Here is a 19,123-nt window from a genome sequence, read left to right as displayed (position 1 = left end):
TCCCAAAAATTTTTTAATATAATATATATAAATAAAATATATAACTAATTAAATTTTCTATTTATGTTTTTATGACTATTTGCTCACTTTATTCAATAAAAGCTAACTTTCATATATAAATATTTGAGTTGATAAATATTTTATAATAGATATTTAAGTATTACTGGTATAACCTCTTCAGCATGTTGTGCTGTAAATCCGTACGCTTTTTTCCCTGCTTCTACTTCTGCTTTTATTTCTGCTTCGCTTTTAATATTTCCTGGCATTGATACTGTTGCACATTGACCCATTCCAAGTAATGCTATTGCCATTGCAAGTGCTCCACCGCCACCAGTGTTACATGCTCCTAAATAAAAATCTGCTGTTCCTGTTTTTATTGCCATTGCTGCTTCTATATCACTTTTAATTTCAATACTTGCTTTGTCACCTGCTATTTTCGCTGTTATATCTGCTACTCTTTGCTTGTCTATTTGTCCACCTATTACTATTCTTTTCATTTTTATATTCCTCCCTAATTTTAAAAATTTCTTTATATTATTCTAATTTTTTTATTTACTTACTACCTATCTATATCTTTATATGTTCATTTACATTATCTACTTTTCCATATTGTTATTTATCTATTCATTTGTTTATTTTCTTATATATTTGTCCTATATCTATTTACTTGTCCCACTCTTCTTTGTTTACTTAGATTAATTATAGCAATGTACAAACATGCATTATTATAAAGTCAAACTCTGAATCTGGAATTTTTCCTAAAATTTCTTCTAAATCTTTTGTTACTAAATATGCCTTATCATAATTTTTATCTTCTTTTAAAGATTCTGCTACAACTTCATCTAATTTATTAACTAATTTATCTTCTTCAATTCTTGTTAATGCTGAACATAAATGAGTTATAAACATAGATGCATTCTCTTCTAAAAGTGTTATACCCATTTTTTCCTTAAAATGTTCTATTACCTTTAGAACCTTGTCATAATTTTGTTGTGATAATTGTCCTGAGTCTCTTAGTATATTTAATCTTAATGTTAATTCCATCCCCAAACCTCCAATATACGTTTTTTTGTATTTTGATATCAGTAATACCCCTAGTATTGAGGCATTATCTTCTTTTCCATAACAAGTCTTTGATATTCCTTCACATCATCTACATTTAATACTCTAGAAAATAGTGCTGGAACGATTGAATTTTTCTTATTTGCAATAATTACTGCTTCTGTATCTTTTATGTTTTTATTTTCTCTGTTTATAGGAATAAATTTTATATCATCTTTCCTATCCTCAATATCATCTAAATTCCAAATTGCAGCATCTATTTTATTTTCTTTTATTGCTGTGATAAACTGACTATAGTTTAATGGAACATATTCTACTTCTATTTCTTCAAAATATATTTTACTTAACATAAACTGATCTATAGAAGAATTATCTATTCCAACCCTTGTACCTTTTTTGAATTCACCATTAAAATCTTTAGAAACAACTATTATATGTTCATTAACATAACTAAAATCTCCAAAAGTTCTAACTATTTGAATTTCCTTATTATTTTCTAAATAATAATCAGCAGTTAGTCTAGAAGTTACTGCAAAATCATATCTGCCATCTTCCAAAGCTTTTAATCTATGGTTAGATCCCCTCATAAAAGCAAGATTTGTATTTATACCTGAGCCATTTAAACACTTACAAAGTCCAGTTGCTAGTCCTTCATACCTTTTAGAATAAGGTAATGGCATAACCCCTACTAAAGATTTAATTCCTGTAAGTTCTAAAAGCTTTATATAATTTATCTCCTTTATAAAAGTTCCTAAATGTCCTCTAGATTCTAAAGTTAATGCACCATGCTCTTTTAAAAACTTTAAAGCAGATTGTATTGTGCCTCTTGCGGTGTAGTAATTCTCAGAAAGCTCTGCAATAGTCTTAATTCTGTCACCTTCATTTAAAGATAAAAACTCAACTGCTAAGGAATTAATTGCTATTCCAAGCTTTTGCATAAGCGTACTTTGCAAGTCCAATATATCACTTCCTGTCTAATTCTCATTTAATGTACAATATTTTGTATATTTATAATATCACGCTTTGATTACCTTTACAATAGTATTTAAAAAAATATTTCTTGGAAATTACTGCACCTCAAAAGGGGTAGCATTTTTCGCGACCCCCTTTGATTTTTTCTTCTAATACAAGGAAATTATAAAAAGTTTATTATGTGAATAACTTTTTATAATTTCCTTCCTTCAGTTTTCAAGTGGACATACGTAAGTTTGTGTTGACTTGGAGCGAAGCGACGGAATAAGCAAACTTACGTATGTCCACTTTTTCATTTCTTAATCGGTAGCATAATTCCACAAATATCGAATTAATAAAAAAGACGATTCAAATTTATCTTTGAACCGCCCTAAAAAAAACTTTATATTTTTCTTATAATATTAAATTATTTTATATTATTTTTTCTTTTTAATACTTAATACAGAACCTAATAATAAAGATACTCCAGCTATATATGGTAGTTGACTCTCTACCCCTGTTTGTGGAAGACTAGTATATGAAGTATTATTTTTTGTATCTGATTTATCATTACTATTAGTATTTGAATTGTTATCAGTATTTCCTTTGTTATTATTTATATACTTAATTGATTGTGATACTGTTCCTGAAAAAACTCCACGAGTATCTCCTATCTTTATCTCCTTTGCAAAGTAGAAAGTCTCAACTACATCTTTTGATATATTATTCCACTTAAGCTTATTTGTCTCTAAATCATAGTTATCACCAACCATGTCACTAGGCTTTATAGCTTCTCCATTAATACCTACTAAAATATTTTCTACCTCAACTGAATCGTTTGTCTCTAATTCTGGTAAATTAATTTCTTGCATAATTATATCAAAATAAAGCAATCCAGTTAACTCACTTAATGGTTTTATATTACTTATTTTATTAGACCGCAAATTTAAGTAGGATAAATTATTCAATCCTTCTAGTCCTTCTATTTTCGTTATTTTATTAACTTCTAAATCTAAATAATTTAAATTTAATAATCCTTTTAATCCTGTTATTTCAGATATTTCATTAGAGCTCACAGTTAAGGAATGTAAATTGTTCAATCCTTCTAGCCCTTCTATTTTACTTATTTGATTTGAATTTAAAGTTAATCCATTTAAATTTTTTAACCCTTCCAAACCTTCCATCTTGCTTATTTGATTTCTACTTAAAACTAAGGACCCTAAATTCTTTAGCCCTTCTAACCCTTCTATTTTGCTTATTTGATTTAAATCTAATAGTAATGAGTTTAAATTAGTTACACTCTCTAGTCCTTCTATTTTACTTATTTGATTTGAACTTAAATTTAAGGCATTTAAACTTTTTAACTCTTCCAAACCTTCTATCTTGCTTATTTGATTTGAATCTAATATTAATAATTGTAAATTAGTCAGCCCTTCTAACCCTTCTATCTTGCTTATTTGATTTGAATCTAAATCTAAGTAATTTAAATTCTTTAACCCTTCTAGCCCCTCTATTTTCTCTATTCTATTTTTTTGTAAAAATAACATTTCTAAATTACTTAATCCTTCTATCCCTTGCATTTCAGCGACGTGATTATCTGATAAATCTAATAAACGTAATTTAGATAAATGGCTTATATTTTCAATATGATTTATTTCATTACCACCTAAATATAAATACTCTAAATTAGTTAATTCTTCCAATCCTTCTATAGAATACATACCATTACTTGACAAAACCAATCGGTTTAAGTTAGTCAATCTTTCTAATCCTTCTACTCTAGCAATGTGATTTTCCCCTAAATATAATTGTTCTAATTTGGTTAATTCTTCTAATCCTTCTATTTTGCTTATTTGATTTCTTTCTAAATATAAATGTTCTAAATTTACTAATCCTTCTAATCCTTCTATTTTACTTATTTGATTTCTTGCTAGGTCTAATGTCTTTAAATTAGTTAATCCCTCTAAACCCTTTATTTCACTTATATTATTTCCATTTAAAAGTAATTCCTCTAAATTTATGCAATATTGTAATCCTTCGATGCTATTTATATTTTTATCAATTGCTACTAATTTTGTTATACTTTCAAGTTGTTCTCTAGTAATATCAGCATTTTCTGCTTGATTTAATGTTTCATTTAATGCTTTCTTTAAATTAATATCTGGTATATTTATAATTTCATCTTTCTTTTGTAACGATTCATTAATTTTTAAGTTGTCTTCCTCTAAGATCACTTTTTCATTAATTTTTAAGTTCTCTTCCTCTAAGCTCACTTTCTCATCAATTTTTTTAGTATTAACTTCTTCAGCTAAAACATTTAAAGATGGAGCTGCTACTTGAGCAAGTATTGCTACACCTAATATTAAAGCACAGATTTTACTCTTATTCATAAAAACACTTCTTTCTATTATTTTCTATATTATAATTATATCACAATATTTGTAAATAATGACGTTAATTTGTATTTAGGACATATTTTGGACATATTTTGGACATATTTTTCGAAAGTTTTACTATTTATGTTTAAATATATAAAAAAAGAGCTCTCATTAAGGTAGCTCTTTTATTGAAAAATAATTAGACCTCAAGGGGGTAACGTTACGCTACCCCATTTGATTTTTACTTCTAATACGATGAAATTATAAAAAGTTTATTATGTGAATAACTTTTTATAATTTCCTTCCTTCAGTTTTCAAGTGAACATACGTAAGTTTGTGTTGACTAGGATCGAAGCGGCAGAATAAGCAAACTTACGTATGTCCACTTTTTCATTTCTTAATTGGTAGCATAATTGTTACCGTTGTTCCTTTATTTAATTTACTTTTTATCTCTATTCCATATTCGTCCCCATATATAAGCTTAATTCTACTATCAACATTATTTACTCCTATTCCGCTAAAGTGTTCGTTTTTAGTTTCTTTTTTCTCTTTGACTTTTTCTAAAGTCTCTTCTTCTATTCCTACACCGTTATCATATATTTCTATTTTCATATTTTGATCTTGTTCTTTTATGAAAACTTGTATCTTTCCTTCTTCATCTGATGGAAATCCATGGAAGAAGGAATTTTCAATAAAAGGCTGTAGTATTAGTTTAGGCACCAAATAATCATTGCAATCAGGCATTATAAAATACTCAACTTTTATTCTGTCTCCATATCTGATATTATTTATAAACACATAATTCTTAATATTCTCTATTTCATCAGCTACAGTAATAAACTCATCTGTCTTACTAACTGTATTTCTTAGCAAAGTTATAAAAGAATCTAATGCACTTATTGATTTATCATTACTACCTTGCCATATAAGCCATTTTATACTTGATAATGTATTAAAAATATAATGTGGATTTATCTGCATCTGCAAAGCATGTATTTCGGCTACTCTCTTTTCCCTTTGAACCTTAACTAGCTCATCTACATATTTATTTAAATCCTTTATCATATAATTAAAGGTAGATGATAGCTCTTTAACTTCTTCTGGACCACTTACTTCTATATATTCATCAAAATTTCCATCCCTTACATTAGACATTTTTTTAGTAAGTAAATATAGAGGTTTAGTCATTTGCCTAACTATTAAAAATATAACTATTAAAATACATAATGTAATTACAACACAAATGAGAACTATATTTCTCATATCATACATTTTTCCTAAGGCTTTATAATTATCTACAGTTCCGCATATAGTTAAATTACAATAAGGAAGTCTTTGAATTAATATTGTATTTGTATCACTTTTATAACTTTTACTTACTTCCTTTGTTAAAGCAAGTTCATCTATGCTTTCTTTAAATTCTTCTTGGACTTCTCCAATATTTTCTTTTTTGTTTGAAGATAGAACAACATTATTTTCATTTAGAACTACTATATCATTTATTTCTACTGTAAAATAATCATAAAATTTTTCAAAATCTTTTTCTTTTATTGTAAAGTATATAACCCCATAAGGCTTTCCATTACTTAAATTCAAAGCTTTTGTTATCACAATTACAGGCTCATCCTTTGTGAAGGAAGTGAATCCTTTTTTTAAATACTGATATAGAATAGTTTTACTATTTTCTAAGGATTTTTTAGAAATATCCATGTCCAATATCTCATTAGCATCCATAGTTAAAAGCTCTTCTCTATTTAAATATGAATTTCCATTTAAACCTACTATTAAAACACTCATATCATATGTATTTGTTGCTAATGCTGATTTCATCTGACTCTTAACATCATATATATTTTTAAAATTTTCTTTTATACTTAAATTTTCTTCAGCGAGAAATACTTTAAAGGCTTTATGAGAATTCACTTCATTTATAACTTTAACTACTTCAGCATGAAAATCATAAAATTTATCATTTACTTGTTGAAAAATTTTTTTTTGAGAGTCACTATAAGTTTTTGTAAATATTCCCCTTGAAATATTTATTATAATATAACTAATAGAAGCTGATACACAAATTACTCCTGCAACAACAACACACAATATTTTAAAAAATAAACTATTTTTTATCAGCTTCTTTTTCATTACTTAGCACTCCCTTAACTTTGCTTAATCTTCGATAATTACTAGGGGTATGTCCTACTATCTTTTTAAAGACTCTACAAAAATAACTATGATCTGAGTAACCTACCATACTACTTATTTCAGAAACATAAAACTTATTTTCTTGTAATAGTTCACATGCTTTTTCAATTCTTATTCTATTCAGATATTCTGAATAGCCTTCCTTACAGTGATTATTAAAATAGAAGGATAAGTAATAATAATTAAAGTTAAATGCCTTTGAAATATCACTTAACTCAAGAGGTTTATCATAATGCTCATTTATATAATCTAAAATTTCTTTAATTCTTTCCGCTTCCACATTTATATTTTTTGAAATAATATCTTTAAGTTCTAAAATAATTATATTGATTTCCTCAATAAAGTCTTGTGAATATGCTACGTTATCTATTTTCTTAAAGTATGATTGCCTTAACTCTTCTGTTTCAATTTCATAAGACTCTAAACTTACTATCACATTATATAATAAGTTTTTAACAAGGTTTTTAAGTTTGTACTCATCCATCCTTAAAGCTATAGCATAATCTACATATTCATTTATCATATTAATTGCTAAATTGAATTCTTTTGTTTTTATTAGATTAGAATATTTATTATAATCAAACTTTACTAACTTGCTTTTTAAATCTATTCCTTCTGTATTTAGTAAAAACTCATCTTTATAATAAAATTTTTGAGATAGGTATGAAATAAACTTTTCATTATATATTTCTTTAACTTTGTAAATGTTATCAAATTTTGGTGTGATTATAAAAAATATATTTTCTTGAATTAATAAATTCTTCTCAATATATTCTTTAATATTCTCTACTATTTCTTTATCTTTACTTATTTTATAATTGATAATGTAACAAAGTACTTCATCATTAATTAAGAGCTTCAAATGAATATACTCTTTATTAGTTATAAAAAATTCTTCTATCTTTGTTTTAATTTTTTTTATATTTTCTTTATTTTTTCCACAAATTTGCTTTAAATTTATACCTAAAATTCTAAAATAAGTATTAGGAAAAATTGCTGAAAACTTAGTATTATCTAATTTAGAATCAAAACCAATTAAATATCTTTCAATTAAATTATTGTAATAAATATCCTCATTTTTAATTAATTCTAAACCTGGAATTCTATCAACTGCTTTTTTTAAAGTTATTAAAAGCTGACTTGGATTTAAGGTTGGCTTTAATATATAATCTACAGCTCCATTTAAAAGAGTATCTTTAACGTATTCAAAATTATCATAGCTACTTAAAATAATAATCTGTAGATCTGGATATTTTTTTTGAACTATTTTTGAGAAATCAACACCATTAAGTATTGGCATAACGATATCAGAAATTATAATGTTAGGCTTTAATGTATCTATTAACTCTAATGCCTCTTGCCCATTTGTTGCTTCTCCAACTATTGTAAAGCCTTCCCTTTCCCATTCAAGCATATGTTTCATTCCTTGACGCATAATAAATTCATCTTCTACAATTAAAACCTTACAATAATTTTTACTCATAATATCCCCCTCTACAGATTATTATATATAAGTTAAACTAAAGATTAAATATTAGGCATGTGAAAATAAATAATAGACCAAAGGTTCGAAGCATATTTGCCACGAGACAAGAAGTTAAAAGACTGTCATAGTGGAGCTATGCCAGGCTTTTGACGACGAAGTAATCGTGACAAATAGGCGAGAAAACTGGTCTAATATTTATTTGATAATGCCTTAAGCCTTTGATATAACAAAACTTAAATTTATATCTTCTTTAGATGAAATTTTATATTCATCATGTACTAAAGCTCCCCAACTATCATCTCCACCAACGCCCATTTGTTTAGCTATTATACGTACCCATGTATAATTAATAGGTGGAAGTTCTTCTATATGCATAGCATTTTCAAGCTCATAAGCACTATATGGTAATACGCTTAACTCAAATGGTGTATTTACATATTTAAAAGATAAGCCTTCATTATTACTATCTGTTACCCTTACCCATCTTACCCCTGTTCTATTTCCACATTCTTGTGGAATTAAATATTTAGATAAATTATTTATAGCTGTATTTTTAAACCTTCCAAGCCTAGCACCATTATTACGATCTATATAATTTTCCTCTGGCCCATAACCATAGTATTCAAAATTACTAAGTTCCTTTTTTAATTTAAAATCCATAGCAAATATAGGTATCTCTGATAAACCCTCTACACCTTTATAATGTATATCAACTTCTATATTTCCATTTGGAGTTACTGTATATTTAACTATATTATTAGTTTTAATGCTAGTTGGCATTATAAATTTATAAGTTAATATTATTTTACCATTTTCTTCTATATATTTAAAGTCTTCTAATTTTTGATTAGCTCCTGCTATTTGCCATTGTGCAGTTCTAAAATCATGGCCATTTCCCCTATCATTATCTGTGGTTGCTCTAAAGAAAGAAGTTCTTGGAACTCTTGTTATATATTCAACTCCATCATAACAAAGAGATATTAAACCTGCTTCTTGTTTAGAAAACATCATTCTAAAGCCTTTGCCAACTACCCCTATATTCACATCTCCATGAATGATCTTGAAACTTTGTGGTGAATTGCTATTTTCAATCACTTGTAACAATTCGTCTTTATCTTCTATAACTTCTTTGGGGTATTCTTCTAATGATTTATTTAGATTATCTTCTTGTAAAACTTCTTTTAAGGTACTTTCCTTACTATTTATATTTTCACTAACTTTTGTACAACCTTTGCAATCTATATTATAAACTTCTTGACCAAAAGATACTTCAAACCCTTTATTAGCCCACAATAAATTTTCCTTTAACCTCATAGATATATTATAAGTATATTCCTCATAGTATTGAATATTAGGATATTGTATCTCTATATATTTTTCTGCTCCTGGTTTAACATCAGCTTTTATTATAGTTTCAAAAATCCTTTCGCCTTCTTTTTCAATATATACCACAAAATCATATTCATCTGTTCCCACAAATAAATTATTATTTTTTATAGTTACACCTTTGCTGTGAGGAATAAGTTTTACATTTGAATATAAATATTTTACTTCTTGAGCCTTTGGAGATACACTTCTGTCAGCATAAACAATTCCATCAGTACAGAAACAATAGTCTGTTGCCCTATCATCAAAGTCTCCTCCATATGCAAATACTTTTTTTCCTTCTTTATTAATTACCTCTATTGCTTGATCTATATAATCCCATATGAATCCACCTTGATACAGTTCATATTTATCTTCAAGATCTGTATATAACTTCATTCCTCCACAGGAATTACCCATTGCATGCATATACTCACAGCTTATATAAGGCTTTTGTGGATTGTTTTTCAAATATTCCTCTATATCTGCAGGCTTTGCATACATTCTACTTTCGATATCGCTTATTTCATCAAATTCTCTATTCCAAAATACCCCTTCATAGTGAACTAAGCGAGTATCATCATTTTCATGGAAATACTTTGTCATTTCTAAAATATTTGTTCCTGCATAAGATTCATTACCACATGACCATATTAATATTGATGGATGGTTTTTATCTCTTTGGAGCATTGATTCTGCTCTATCAATTACAGTATCTCTCCATTCAGGAATTGAAGCTGGAACATTCCACTCTGGATCACATGCCCCCATCTTTTGCCATGATCCATGACTTTCTAAATTGGCTTCATCTATTAAATAAATTCCATATTCATCACAAAGATCATACCAAAGACTTTGATTTGGATAGTGAGATGTTCTTACTGAATTTATATTATTTTGTTTTAAAAATTTTATATCCCATAGCATATCCTCTTTAGTAATCGCACGCCCATTTTTAGAGCTAAATTCATGCCTATTTATTCCTTTAAATATTATTCTTTTTCCATTTAAACACATTACTTTATTAATTATTTCAAATCTTCTAAATCCAATCCTTTGAGGAACTATTTCTAATAAATTTCCTTCATTATCTAATAACTCAATATAAAGTTTATATAAATAAGGACTTTCAGCACTCCATGCTTCAACCTTATTTATAGTAGATTTAAAGGTTATTTTATTAATGTCTTTATTAGTAGTATTACTATCATTTTCATTATTATATTTATCAAATTTAACTTCTTTAAAGCCATGAATTAAATTATTATTTTTATCTTTTAAATATGCTTTTACAATACATCCTTTATTATTGTTTAATTTTATATCTATACTTAATTCACCATTAGTATAAGTATCATCTAACCCTGACTTTACAAATAAATCCTCTACATGATAATTCGGTGTTGCATATAGGTACACATCTCTAAATATTCCTGAAAACCTCCAAAAATCTTGGTCTTCTATCCAACTAGCACTACTTCTTTTATATACTTCAACAGCTAATTTATTTTCTCCATCCTTTATATACTTTGTTAATTCAAATTCTGATGGAGTAAATGTGTCTTCACTATAGCCTATAAACTCTCCATTTAACCATACATAAAATGCTGTTTCAACACCTTGGAAGGATATATAAATCTTTTTGTCTTTTAATTCTTCTTTTACTTTAAAATATTTAACATAACTTCCAACTGGGTTATACTCTTTTGAAACTTGTGGAGGTCTTAATTCCTCTACTCCATCCCATGGATACATTGTATTTATATATTGACATCTATCATAGCCTTGCATTTGAATATGTCCTGGTACATTTATATAATCAAAACTACTGCAATCATAATCTTCCTTATAAAAATCCTTTATTCTATTACTTGGATTAACTGCATAAGAAAATTTCCATTTTCCATTTAAACTTTGCTTAAGTGGCATATTATATCCTAATGATAAATCTTCTCTCTTCTCATAAAATAAATGATCTGAATAAGCATCTATTCTATTAACCCTAAAAACTTCTGGATTTTCTAACCAATCTAAGCTTGGCTCATTTTGTAAGTTTTCAGCGATTTGTGAGCTTTGTATATCTAACATAAACATAACACCTCTTTTCTAGTTTTATTATTTTATTTGGCTGTGCTAGACATTATGGAAGAAATAATAGAAATTCTTAGCCTAATGAATTAGCTATGAAGTCACTATCATATCAACCTTTCAGTCTAACACAGCCTTTTTTTAAATAATTGAACCCCTGGAGGGAGGGGCAATAATTATCCCTTCATTGAACCTGTCATACCTGCAACAAAGTGCTTTTGCATTAAGAAGAATATTAAAGCTGTAGGCAGAGTTGCTATTAAAACAGCAGTCATCATCATTCCATAATCAGGAGTATATGATGAACCTAATGCTGATATAACAAGTGGTAATGTTCTTTTTTCCGGTGATTGTAATGCTATAAGTGGCCATAAGTAACTGTTCCAGCTAGCCATAAAAGTAACTATTGTTGCTGCTGCATAAGTTGACTTCATTGTCGGTATATAAATCTTAAAGAAAATACCAAATTCTCCTAGACCATCTATTCTTGCTGCTTCCATTAAATCCTTTGGAAAGCTCTTTGTGTTTTGCCTAAAAAAGAATATTAAAAAGGCTGTTGCAACTGAAATAATAATTACCGAACCATGTGTATTTAAAGATATTCCTTTTAGTGGAGCAACATTGCTGAATTTACTAAACATTCTAAATAAAGGCACCATTAAAGCTGCAAAAGGTACCATCATAGATAGTAATATAAATTTAAATATTTTATCTCTAGTTTTTGTCTTATATACCTCAAAAGCATATCCTGCTAATGAAGAAATTAGCATAGCTAAAACTGTAATAATAACTGCAATTTTTAGTGAATTTTTAAATGCTGTCATATATTGCAAGTCTGATGATAATAAGTTTTTTAGATTTTCAAAAAAATATGTTCCTGGTATTAATGTGCCTTTTGTAATTTCAACGGACTTATTAGTTGTAGCTATGACCATCCAAATAAATGGGAAGACTGATATAAAAGATAAAATAATCAAAAATGCATATTTAATAAAATTTATTATCTTACTTTTTTTATTCATCCTTATCCCCTCCTGCTTTTAATTGAATAAATGATAGTATTACTATAATTAGTACTACTACATATGATATTGCTGCTGCATATCCAAAGTTTGGTGAATATTTAAATAATAAATTATATATATATTGTGAAATTGTAATTGTTGCATTTGCTGGTCCTCCAAGTGTTATATTTGCAGTTTCATCAAATAATTGTAATGTTCCTATTGTAGAATTTATTGTTGTAAATAAAATTATAGGTTTTAGTAATGGAAGGGTTATGCATTTGAATCTCATAAAAGCACTTGCTCCATCAATTTCAGCTGCTTCATATATAGAATCATCAATTGATTGCATACCAGCTAAGTAAAATACCATATTATATCCTGTCCATCTCCATGTTATTGCTATTATAATTAATACCTTTGCCCATATTGGATGAGTAATCCATGCAATTGGTTCTGATATAACATTAATTTGCATTAAAATTACATTTATAAATCCATCAGTGGCAAATAGACTTTTAAAAATAATAGAATATGCTACAAGTGACGTAACACATGGTAAAAATATTGCTGTTCTAAAAAATCCTCTTGCTTTTAATTTTTTATCATTTAATAAAGCTGATATTCCAAGGGCTAATATGGTCATAATAGGTACTTGGATTATTAAATATAATAATGTATTAAATAATGCCTTCTTAAATGTTGAATCTGTTAACAACCTTTTATAGTTATCTATTCCTACAAAGCCTAGATTATTTCCCAATCCACCTTGGAAGGAAGTTATAAAAGCTTGTACCATTGGATAAAACACAAAGACTGTTATTAAAATAATGCTTGGCATAATAAATATCCATGCTTTTCTATCCGACTTATAATTGAGACTATTGTTTTTCTTTCTTACTATCAAGCCTATTCCCCCTATATAGAAAATAACCATTTACTAATTTTTATTTTAATAAATGGCTACTCTCCTTATAATGATTATTTCTCTTTTAACTCTTATTATTGTGCTACAGCTGATTCAATTTGACCTTGGAAATTCTTTAAAGTTGAATCAATATCAGCTCCACCTACTATAGCTTGAACAGCTTCAGTCATAATACTTTCAATTGCATAAGTGTGTAGTCCATAATTTACTGAAGGTACTTTTTCATTCCATTTTGCAAAATCTGCAAATATTTCTTGACCACCAAAGAATTCATTTGGCTTAGAATAATTTGGAGCCTTTGCTGCTGCCTTTAGAGTACTTACTAAATTTATATCTTGTGCTAATCCATTCATTAAATCTGTATTTGAAGCAAAAGTTTTTCCTAAGAAATCTACTGCCATATCTGTGTTTCCAACGTTTTTAAGAACATACCATCCTGCTCCACCTAATGAAGATGCATTAACAGATTTAGAATTAGCTCCCATCTTAGGGAATGGTGCTATAGCCCATTTTCCACTTTGATCTTCAGCCTTCTTAATTGAAGGTGCAATCCAGCAACCTGTAACTACTGATGCAACTTCTCCTTTATTAAATGCTCCTACAAATTGATCCCAATTTGCTACTTGCTTTGTAATTCCTGATTCAGTTAAGTCTTTATATGTCTTTAAGGCATCTTTTAATGCTTGATTATCTGCTATAGTAACTTTACCATTTTCATCTGTGTACCATGCTCCAGCACTTTGTAACATCATTCTAATTTGTCCTATATCACTTGGGTCTAATGTACACATTGCAACACCAGTCTTTTCTTTCACAGCTTTACCTATTTCAATGTATTTTTCCCAAGTTAGGTTTTGCATATCTTCCTTAGTGTATCCAGCTTTTTCTATTAAATCTGTTCTATAGAAAGTCTCTGCAACTCCACTATCAAAAGGAATTCCATATAATTTACCATCAATATAATTTACACCTGTTTTAAACTCTGCAAAATCTCCTGCTTTAGCTATAGATGATAAATCTGCAAATTCATCTTTATATGATTGTAGATATCCTTGGATTCTATAGTCTTCAACTAATACAACATTAGGAAGTCCTTCATAAGATCCTGAAGATAAGCTTGTATTTAATTTAGCTACAATATCATTTTGAGCCATTGTAACAACTTCAATTTCTGCGTCAGGATGATCCTTTTTATATATTTCCTTTGCTTTATTTGCTGCTACTATGTTGAAAGACTCGTCCCATGCCCATATTGTTATTTTGTTACTTTTAGCATTTTTACTATCCGTCTTATCACTTGTGTTTTTGCTATTTCCTCCACAAGCTACTAAACCTAAAGTTAACGTTGCTGCTAATAAAATTGATGTCAATTTTTTAATTTTCATTTAAACCCCTCCATCTTAATATTCTCTTTGTCATTCCCCTTTTATGAAAAGTGTATTAATCTTAACTAGGCTTGTTTACATTTTGTAATGCTTTACACCTTATGCATTTATATTATCATAACTTAATTGCTTTAATTTAGAAGATTCTTTACTTAAACTTTTAATATTTTTAGATTTTATTTTCTATATTACATAAGAAATGGATTATTTTTATAAACTTGTACTATTTTTAGATTAAAGCAAATAAAAAAGTGGACATATATAAATTTACTTATATATGTCCACACACAAACTAAAGATAATGAAAGTATAAAATAAACATACTTTTCTGCTATGGGCTACTTCTACAATAACTTCTCTAAATTCTCTACTAATTCTCCAATTGCACTAACATATTTATTAACTATTCTATGAGCTACTTCATCTGATAGGCTTTCATTATAAATATGTGATGTTGAGTTCCTATCTTCTAATAAATTAATCCAAACTTTATCATCTGAAATCAAGTTGTTTACATAGGCTTTTTTGAATATAGTGCGCGGAAATGAATTTTCTAATGTTACCCCTAAATATTTCATAAACTCTCTAAGGGTTTTATGGGTAAGCTCATAAGTAAATTCAAATCTCTGTATTAAGCTATCTCTAATTATATCATTTTTACCATCATATAAATCGCTTACTTCTTTTAATCTGATATATGCCTTTTTTAAGTTCATATATTTAAAATCAATACTTCTCATATATAATAACCCCTTCTTTATTAACTTGTTCTATAAACAATTCATCTTTTATTGTATTCATATTTGAAAAGTCAAATTCTAATAAAGTATTAGTATTATTCTCAATATCCTCAATAAAATCTACTAAAGAAGATTCTGAATATATAGCTAAATCAATATCACTTTTAGGCGAATTATCTCCACGTGCCCTTGAACCAAAAAGAACTACTTTTTTAATTTCAGGATACTTTTTAGATATTTCACATATTTCCTCTACTATTCCTTTTTCTAAATTATAATTTATACCCTTAATCAAGCTATCACCTCTTATTATTCCAATTTATAAATCCTCTGTATATTGGATAAGCTTTAGTACTCTAATAATCCTATCTTCATTTCTTGCCAATTCATATATTTATATTATACCCTATTATACAATTAGTTAAAAGAATACTGGAAATACCTTAAAGTATATTTTAGCCCCATATTTCTCCTCTAATAACTGTATCAATTATATTAAACTCATCATCAATTACCAGTAAATCAGCATCTTTGTTTACAGCTATGCTTCCCTTTCTATCAAATACATTTATATATTTTGCAGGGTTTATACTAGCCATCTTCATAATATCGAAGAAATCCACCTTAGAATGTTTTACAACATTTTTTACCGAATTAATATAACTCATTTCTAAATCTTTAACGTTTTCATACTGACTATTATCTATTATTTCTTCTCTTCCATCATCATGCTTAATCATTATGCCTTTTTCATGAGGAATGAGAGTTATTTTCCTAACGTAATGATGCCAAGGCTTATCTGTTTTAGCTAGTCCACAACAGTCTGTAGTTAAAATTATTTTATCGCTAGTTTTAATTCTTAAGGCTATATCAAAAATCTCATGTTTTACTGTTAAGCCAGTTTGTTTAGCAAATTCACAATACATATCCTCAAAATACAAGGCTGCTCCAGCTACACCAAGCTCTCTATGATGCATACCTCTCATCCCACTAAAAGTATGAGTAAATCCTCCAAACCCATATCCTTTCATTTCTTTAATTTTATCAAAGGTAGATGCAGAATGGCCAATTGAAAGTTGTATTCCCTTCTCATTGCAGAATTCAGCAACTTCTTTAGCACCTTCTAATTCTGGTGCCATTGTCATTAATTTTATTAAATCATGTGACTTTTGCCTATTGTAAAAAGACTTCATAAGTTCAATATTAGGTGATATACAATTTTCTTCCTTTTGCATTCCCTTGTATTCCTTATTTATAAATGGCCCCTCTAAGTGAACTCCTACCATTTCTGCCCCTATTTGTTTTGATTCATATACTTCATTAGCCTCATCAATCTGTTTTAAAATATCTTCTATAGCATCTGCTCCAGTTGTTGCAAGAAAAGATGTTACACCTTCCTTTGGTAAATTCTTTTGCATTTCTAATATTGATTCTTTTGACTTTTCAATCCAAAAAGACCCTGTTCCCCATCCATGAACATGATTGTCTATAAAACCTGGAATAATATTAAAATCTGAATAATCAAGAACTTCATTATGATTATCCCATTTCAATGCATTTAAAATATGATTTTTTAAATCCCCCTCTATTAGTTCATCTTTACATTCTACTATATCTACAATTTTTTCTTCCTGAATTTTAATAAACCCACTTATCTTTTTATCTTCTAAATATATATTCTTAGAATAAATTATCATACTATTTCTCCATTTCATCAGCTTTTTTAATATTTTGCCACTATTCTCCTAACTGTTTCAATGCATCATCTACAGCATTTTTTACAGCTTCTACATGTGGCCCAAAAACTACATGTATATGCTTTTCTGATGGTAAGAATATACCTAAGCATCCACTCTCTCTTATTCTATCTTTATTAATTAATTCTGGCTTATCAACATCTACACGCAAACGGCTTACACAGTTTTCTACAGTTAGAATATTAATTGCACCACCTAAACCATCTATAACAATTTCAGCAATTTCTTTATACCTCTTTTCTTTTAGTAAAAGACTTGCACCTTCATCTAGCTCAAAATCTTCCCTACCAGGAGTAACTAAATTAAACTTCTTAATCATAAATTTAAATCCATAATAGAATATAACAAAATTTATAATCCCTAGTATCACCAAATTAATCCAGTTGGTGTTTTCATAAAGAAGTCCAAATACTCCAAAGTCAAATATTGTACCTCTTATATAACCCATCTTTACACCTAAAAATCCTAACGGAATAGTCGTTATACCTGCAAGAATTGAATAGGTAACAAATAACATTGGACTAACAAGTAATAATGTAAACTCTAAAGGCTCTGTAATATTTCCTAGGAAAGCTGTTAAGCAAACTGTAATAATAACACCTTTTGCAACTTTTTTATTCTTTGTAAATGCTGTATGGTACATAGCTAGTCCAATAGCTGGAACTCTAAATAAAGTAGTTAACATTTGAGCTGGAGCCATATAACTTGATAAAGTTGGCATATACTCATTCCATGATGGATGTGTTGGCCCTAAATTAAATAATATTTCATTCATAGCATTCATTATTCCAACATATTGCTCTCCATTTATCATATAAACTCCACCAGCTTCTGTAAATCTTACTATTGAAGATAAAACGTGGTGCAATCCAAATGGAATCAACAATCTATTAAGTGCCACATATATACCAGGTCCTACGTATTTATTCATAAAAATTACAGATCCACTTATAAGCACCTTGGTTATTATTCCCCAGAAAAATGGAATTACTAATCCTATAGGAATCATTAATGCAAAGCTTATTATAGGAACAGATTTCTTACCACTAAAGAAAGCAAAGGCAAGTGGCAACTGTAATTTATAAAATCTATCTGTACACTTAGCTGCTACTATACCAGCAATAATTCCTCCTAAAGCTTCAATTTTCAATGTTTGTACACCTAATACCATTCCTTGTCCTAATTGAGTCATAGTTTCTTGAGGAGCTAAGGTTTTTGTTACTATTAGATAAACATTCATAACTATATTTAATGTTAAATATGCAACAACAGAAGAAAATACAGCTATGCCTTTTTCCTTTTTACTTAATCCATAAGCTACTCCCATTGCAAATAATAAAGGAATATTATTGAATATGATGCTTGTTATGGACTTTAAACTATTTAAAATAGTTTGCAATGTTTCATTTGATAGCCAGCTAAACTGTTCTATCATATAACTTTGTGTAAATGCATTACAGATCCCCATTACCATACCAATTGGTGCCATAAGAGCAACTGGTAATAATAAGCTTCGTCCAAAGGTTTGTACAGATTGCCAAAACTTATCTCTTTTCTTCATAATTTAAATTCCCCCATTATAATTTTTACACAATAAATTTTTTAGATAATCCCCAAATACGTTTATTGTGTATAGATACCCTCATACTCTTTATATGAAAATTTATGATATTTTATAACTGGTTTTTAGGAATTTTTGTAATGTTTAAAAGATACTACAACTAAAAAATAAAAAGGATGTATTTAAAAATTACATCCTTCTCTTCTTATAATTATT

At 28.0% G+C, this 19,123-nt stretch carries 14 protein-coding genes; all 14 read right to left on the bottom strand.

Annotated features, from left to right (window positions below; genetic code table 11):
• Positions 1 to 140 precede the first annotated feature (140 nt).
• Positions 141 to 497, bottom strand: a complete 357-nt coding sequence (locus ACZJV1_RS03410) for a DUF2620 domain-containing protein (RefSeq protein ID WP_463651440.1) — start codon at positions 495 to 497, stop codon at positions 141 to 143.
• Positions 498 to 699: 202 nt separating this feature from the next.
• Positions 700 to 1,044 carry a PRD domain-containing protein gene (locus ACZJV1_RS03405; protein ID WP_463651439.1) on the bottom strand — a complete coding sequence of 115 codons (345 nt, stop codon included), beginning with the start codon at positions 1,042 to 1,044 and terminating at the stop codon, positions 700 to 702.
• Between the two features lie 50 nt (positions 1,045 to 1,094).
• Positions 1,095 to 2,021, bottom strand: a complete 927-nt coding sequence (gene yhfZ / locus ACZJV1_RS03400) for a GntR family transcriptional regulator YhfZ (protein WP_463651438.1) — start codon at positions 2,019 to 2,021, stop codon at positions 1,095 to 1,097.
• Between the two features lie 429 nt (positions 2,022 to 2,450).
• Positions 2,451 to 4,403: a leucine-rich repeat domain-containing protein gene (locus tag ACZJV1_RS03395; RefSeq protein WP_463651437.1), complete on the bottom strand. Its 1,953-nt coding sequence runs from the start codon at positions 4,401 to 4,403 to the stop codon at positions 2,451 to 2,453.
• 378 nt (positions 4,404 to 4,781) lie between these two features.
• The gene (locus tag ACZJV1_RS03390) at positions 4,782 to 6,533 is read right to left on the bottom strand and encodes a sensor histidine kinase (RefSeq protein ID WP_463651436.1); all 1,752 of its coding nucleotides are present in this window, start codon (positions 6,531 to 6,533) and stop codon (positions 4,782 to 4,784) included.
• Positions 6,508 to 8,076 (bottom strand): response regulator transcription factor, encoded by a 1,569-nt coding sequence (locus ACZJV1_RS03385; RefSeq protein ID WP_463651435.1) that lies wholly within the window; start codon positions 8,074 to 8,076, stop codon positions 6,508 to 6,510. Before ACZJV1_RS03385 ends, ACZJV1_RS03390 begins: the two co-directional genes overlap by 26 nt.
• Positions 8,077 to 8,289: 213 nt before the next feature.
• The gene (lacZ, locus tag ACZJV1_RS03380; protein ID WP_463651434.1) at positions 8,290 to 11,538 is read right to left on the bottom strand and encodes a beta-galactosidase, LacZ type; all 3,249 of its coding nucleotides are present in this window, start codon (positions 11,536 to 11,538) and stop codon (positions 8,290 to 8,292) included.
• A gap of 170 nt (positions 11,539 to 11,708) precedes the next feature.
• Positions 11,709 to 12,554 carry a carbohydrate ABC transporter permease gene (locus ACZJV1_RS03375; protein WP_463651433.1) on the bottom strand — a complete coding sequence of 282 codons (846 nt, stop codon included), beginning with the start codon at positions 12,552 to 12,554 and terminating at the stop codon, positions 11,709 to 11,711.
• The gene (locus ACZJV1_RS03370; RefSeq protein ID WP_460286511.1) at positions 12,547 to 13,377 is read right to left on the bottom strand and encodes a carbohydrate ABC transporter permease; all 831 of its coding nucleotides are present in this window, start codon (positions 13,375 to 13,377) and stop codon (positions 12,547 to 12,549) included. Before ACZJV1_RS03370 ends, ACZJV1_RS03375 begins: the two co-directional genes overlap by 8 nt.
• Positions 13,378 to 13,538: 161 nt before the next feature.
• Entirely contained in the window at positions 13,539 to 14,849 is a 1,311-nt protein-coding gene (locus tag ACZJV1_RS03365; RefSeq protein ID WP_463651432.1) for an ABC transporter substrate-binding protein, read from the bottom strand.
• A 344-nt stretch (positions 14,850 to 15,193) separates the two neighbouring features.
• Positions 15,194 to 15,589 (bottom strand): nucleotidyltransferase substrate binding protein, encoded by a 396-nt coding sequence (locus tag ACZJV1_RS03360; protein WP_463651431.1) that lies wholly within the window; start codon positions 15,587 to 15,589, stop codon positions 15,194 to 15,196.
• Positions 15,576 to 15,884 (bottom strand): nucleotidyltransferase domain-containing protein, encoded by a 309-nt coding sequence (locus ACZJV1_RS03355; protein ID WP_463651430.1) that lies wholly within the window; start codon positions 15,882 to 15,884, stop codon positions 15,576 to 15,578. Before ACZJV1_RS03355 ends, ACZJV1_RS03360 begins: the two co-directional genes overlap by 14 nt.
• Before the next feature lie 160 nt (positions 15,885 to 16,044).
• Positions 16,045 to 17,286, bottom strand: a complete 1,242-nt coding sequence (nagA, locus tag ACZJV1_RS03350) for an N-acetylglucosamine-6-phosphate deacetylase (protein ID WP_463651429.1) — start codon at positions 17,284 to 17,286, stop codon at positions 16,045 to 16,047.
• Positions 17,287 to 17,326: 40 nt separating this feature from the next.
• Positions 17,327 to 18,907: a PTS transporter subunit EIIC gene (locus ACZJV1_RS03345; protein ID WP_463651428.1), complete on the bottom strand. Its 1,581-nt coding sequence runs from the start codon at positions 18,905 to 18,907 to the stop codon at positions 17,327 to 17,329.
• Positions 18,908 to 19,123: the final 216 nt, after the last annotated feature.

Source organism: Clostridium sp. LS3 (assembly GCF_055330225.1).
This window is presented reverse-complemented; position numbering and strand designations above follow the sequence as displayed.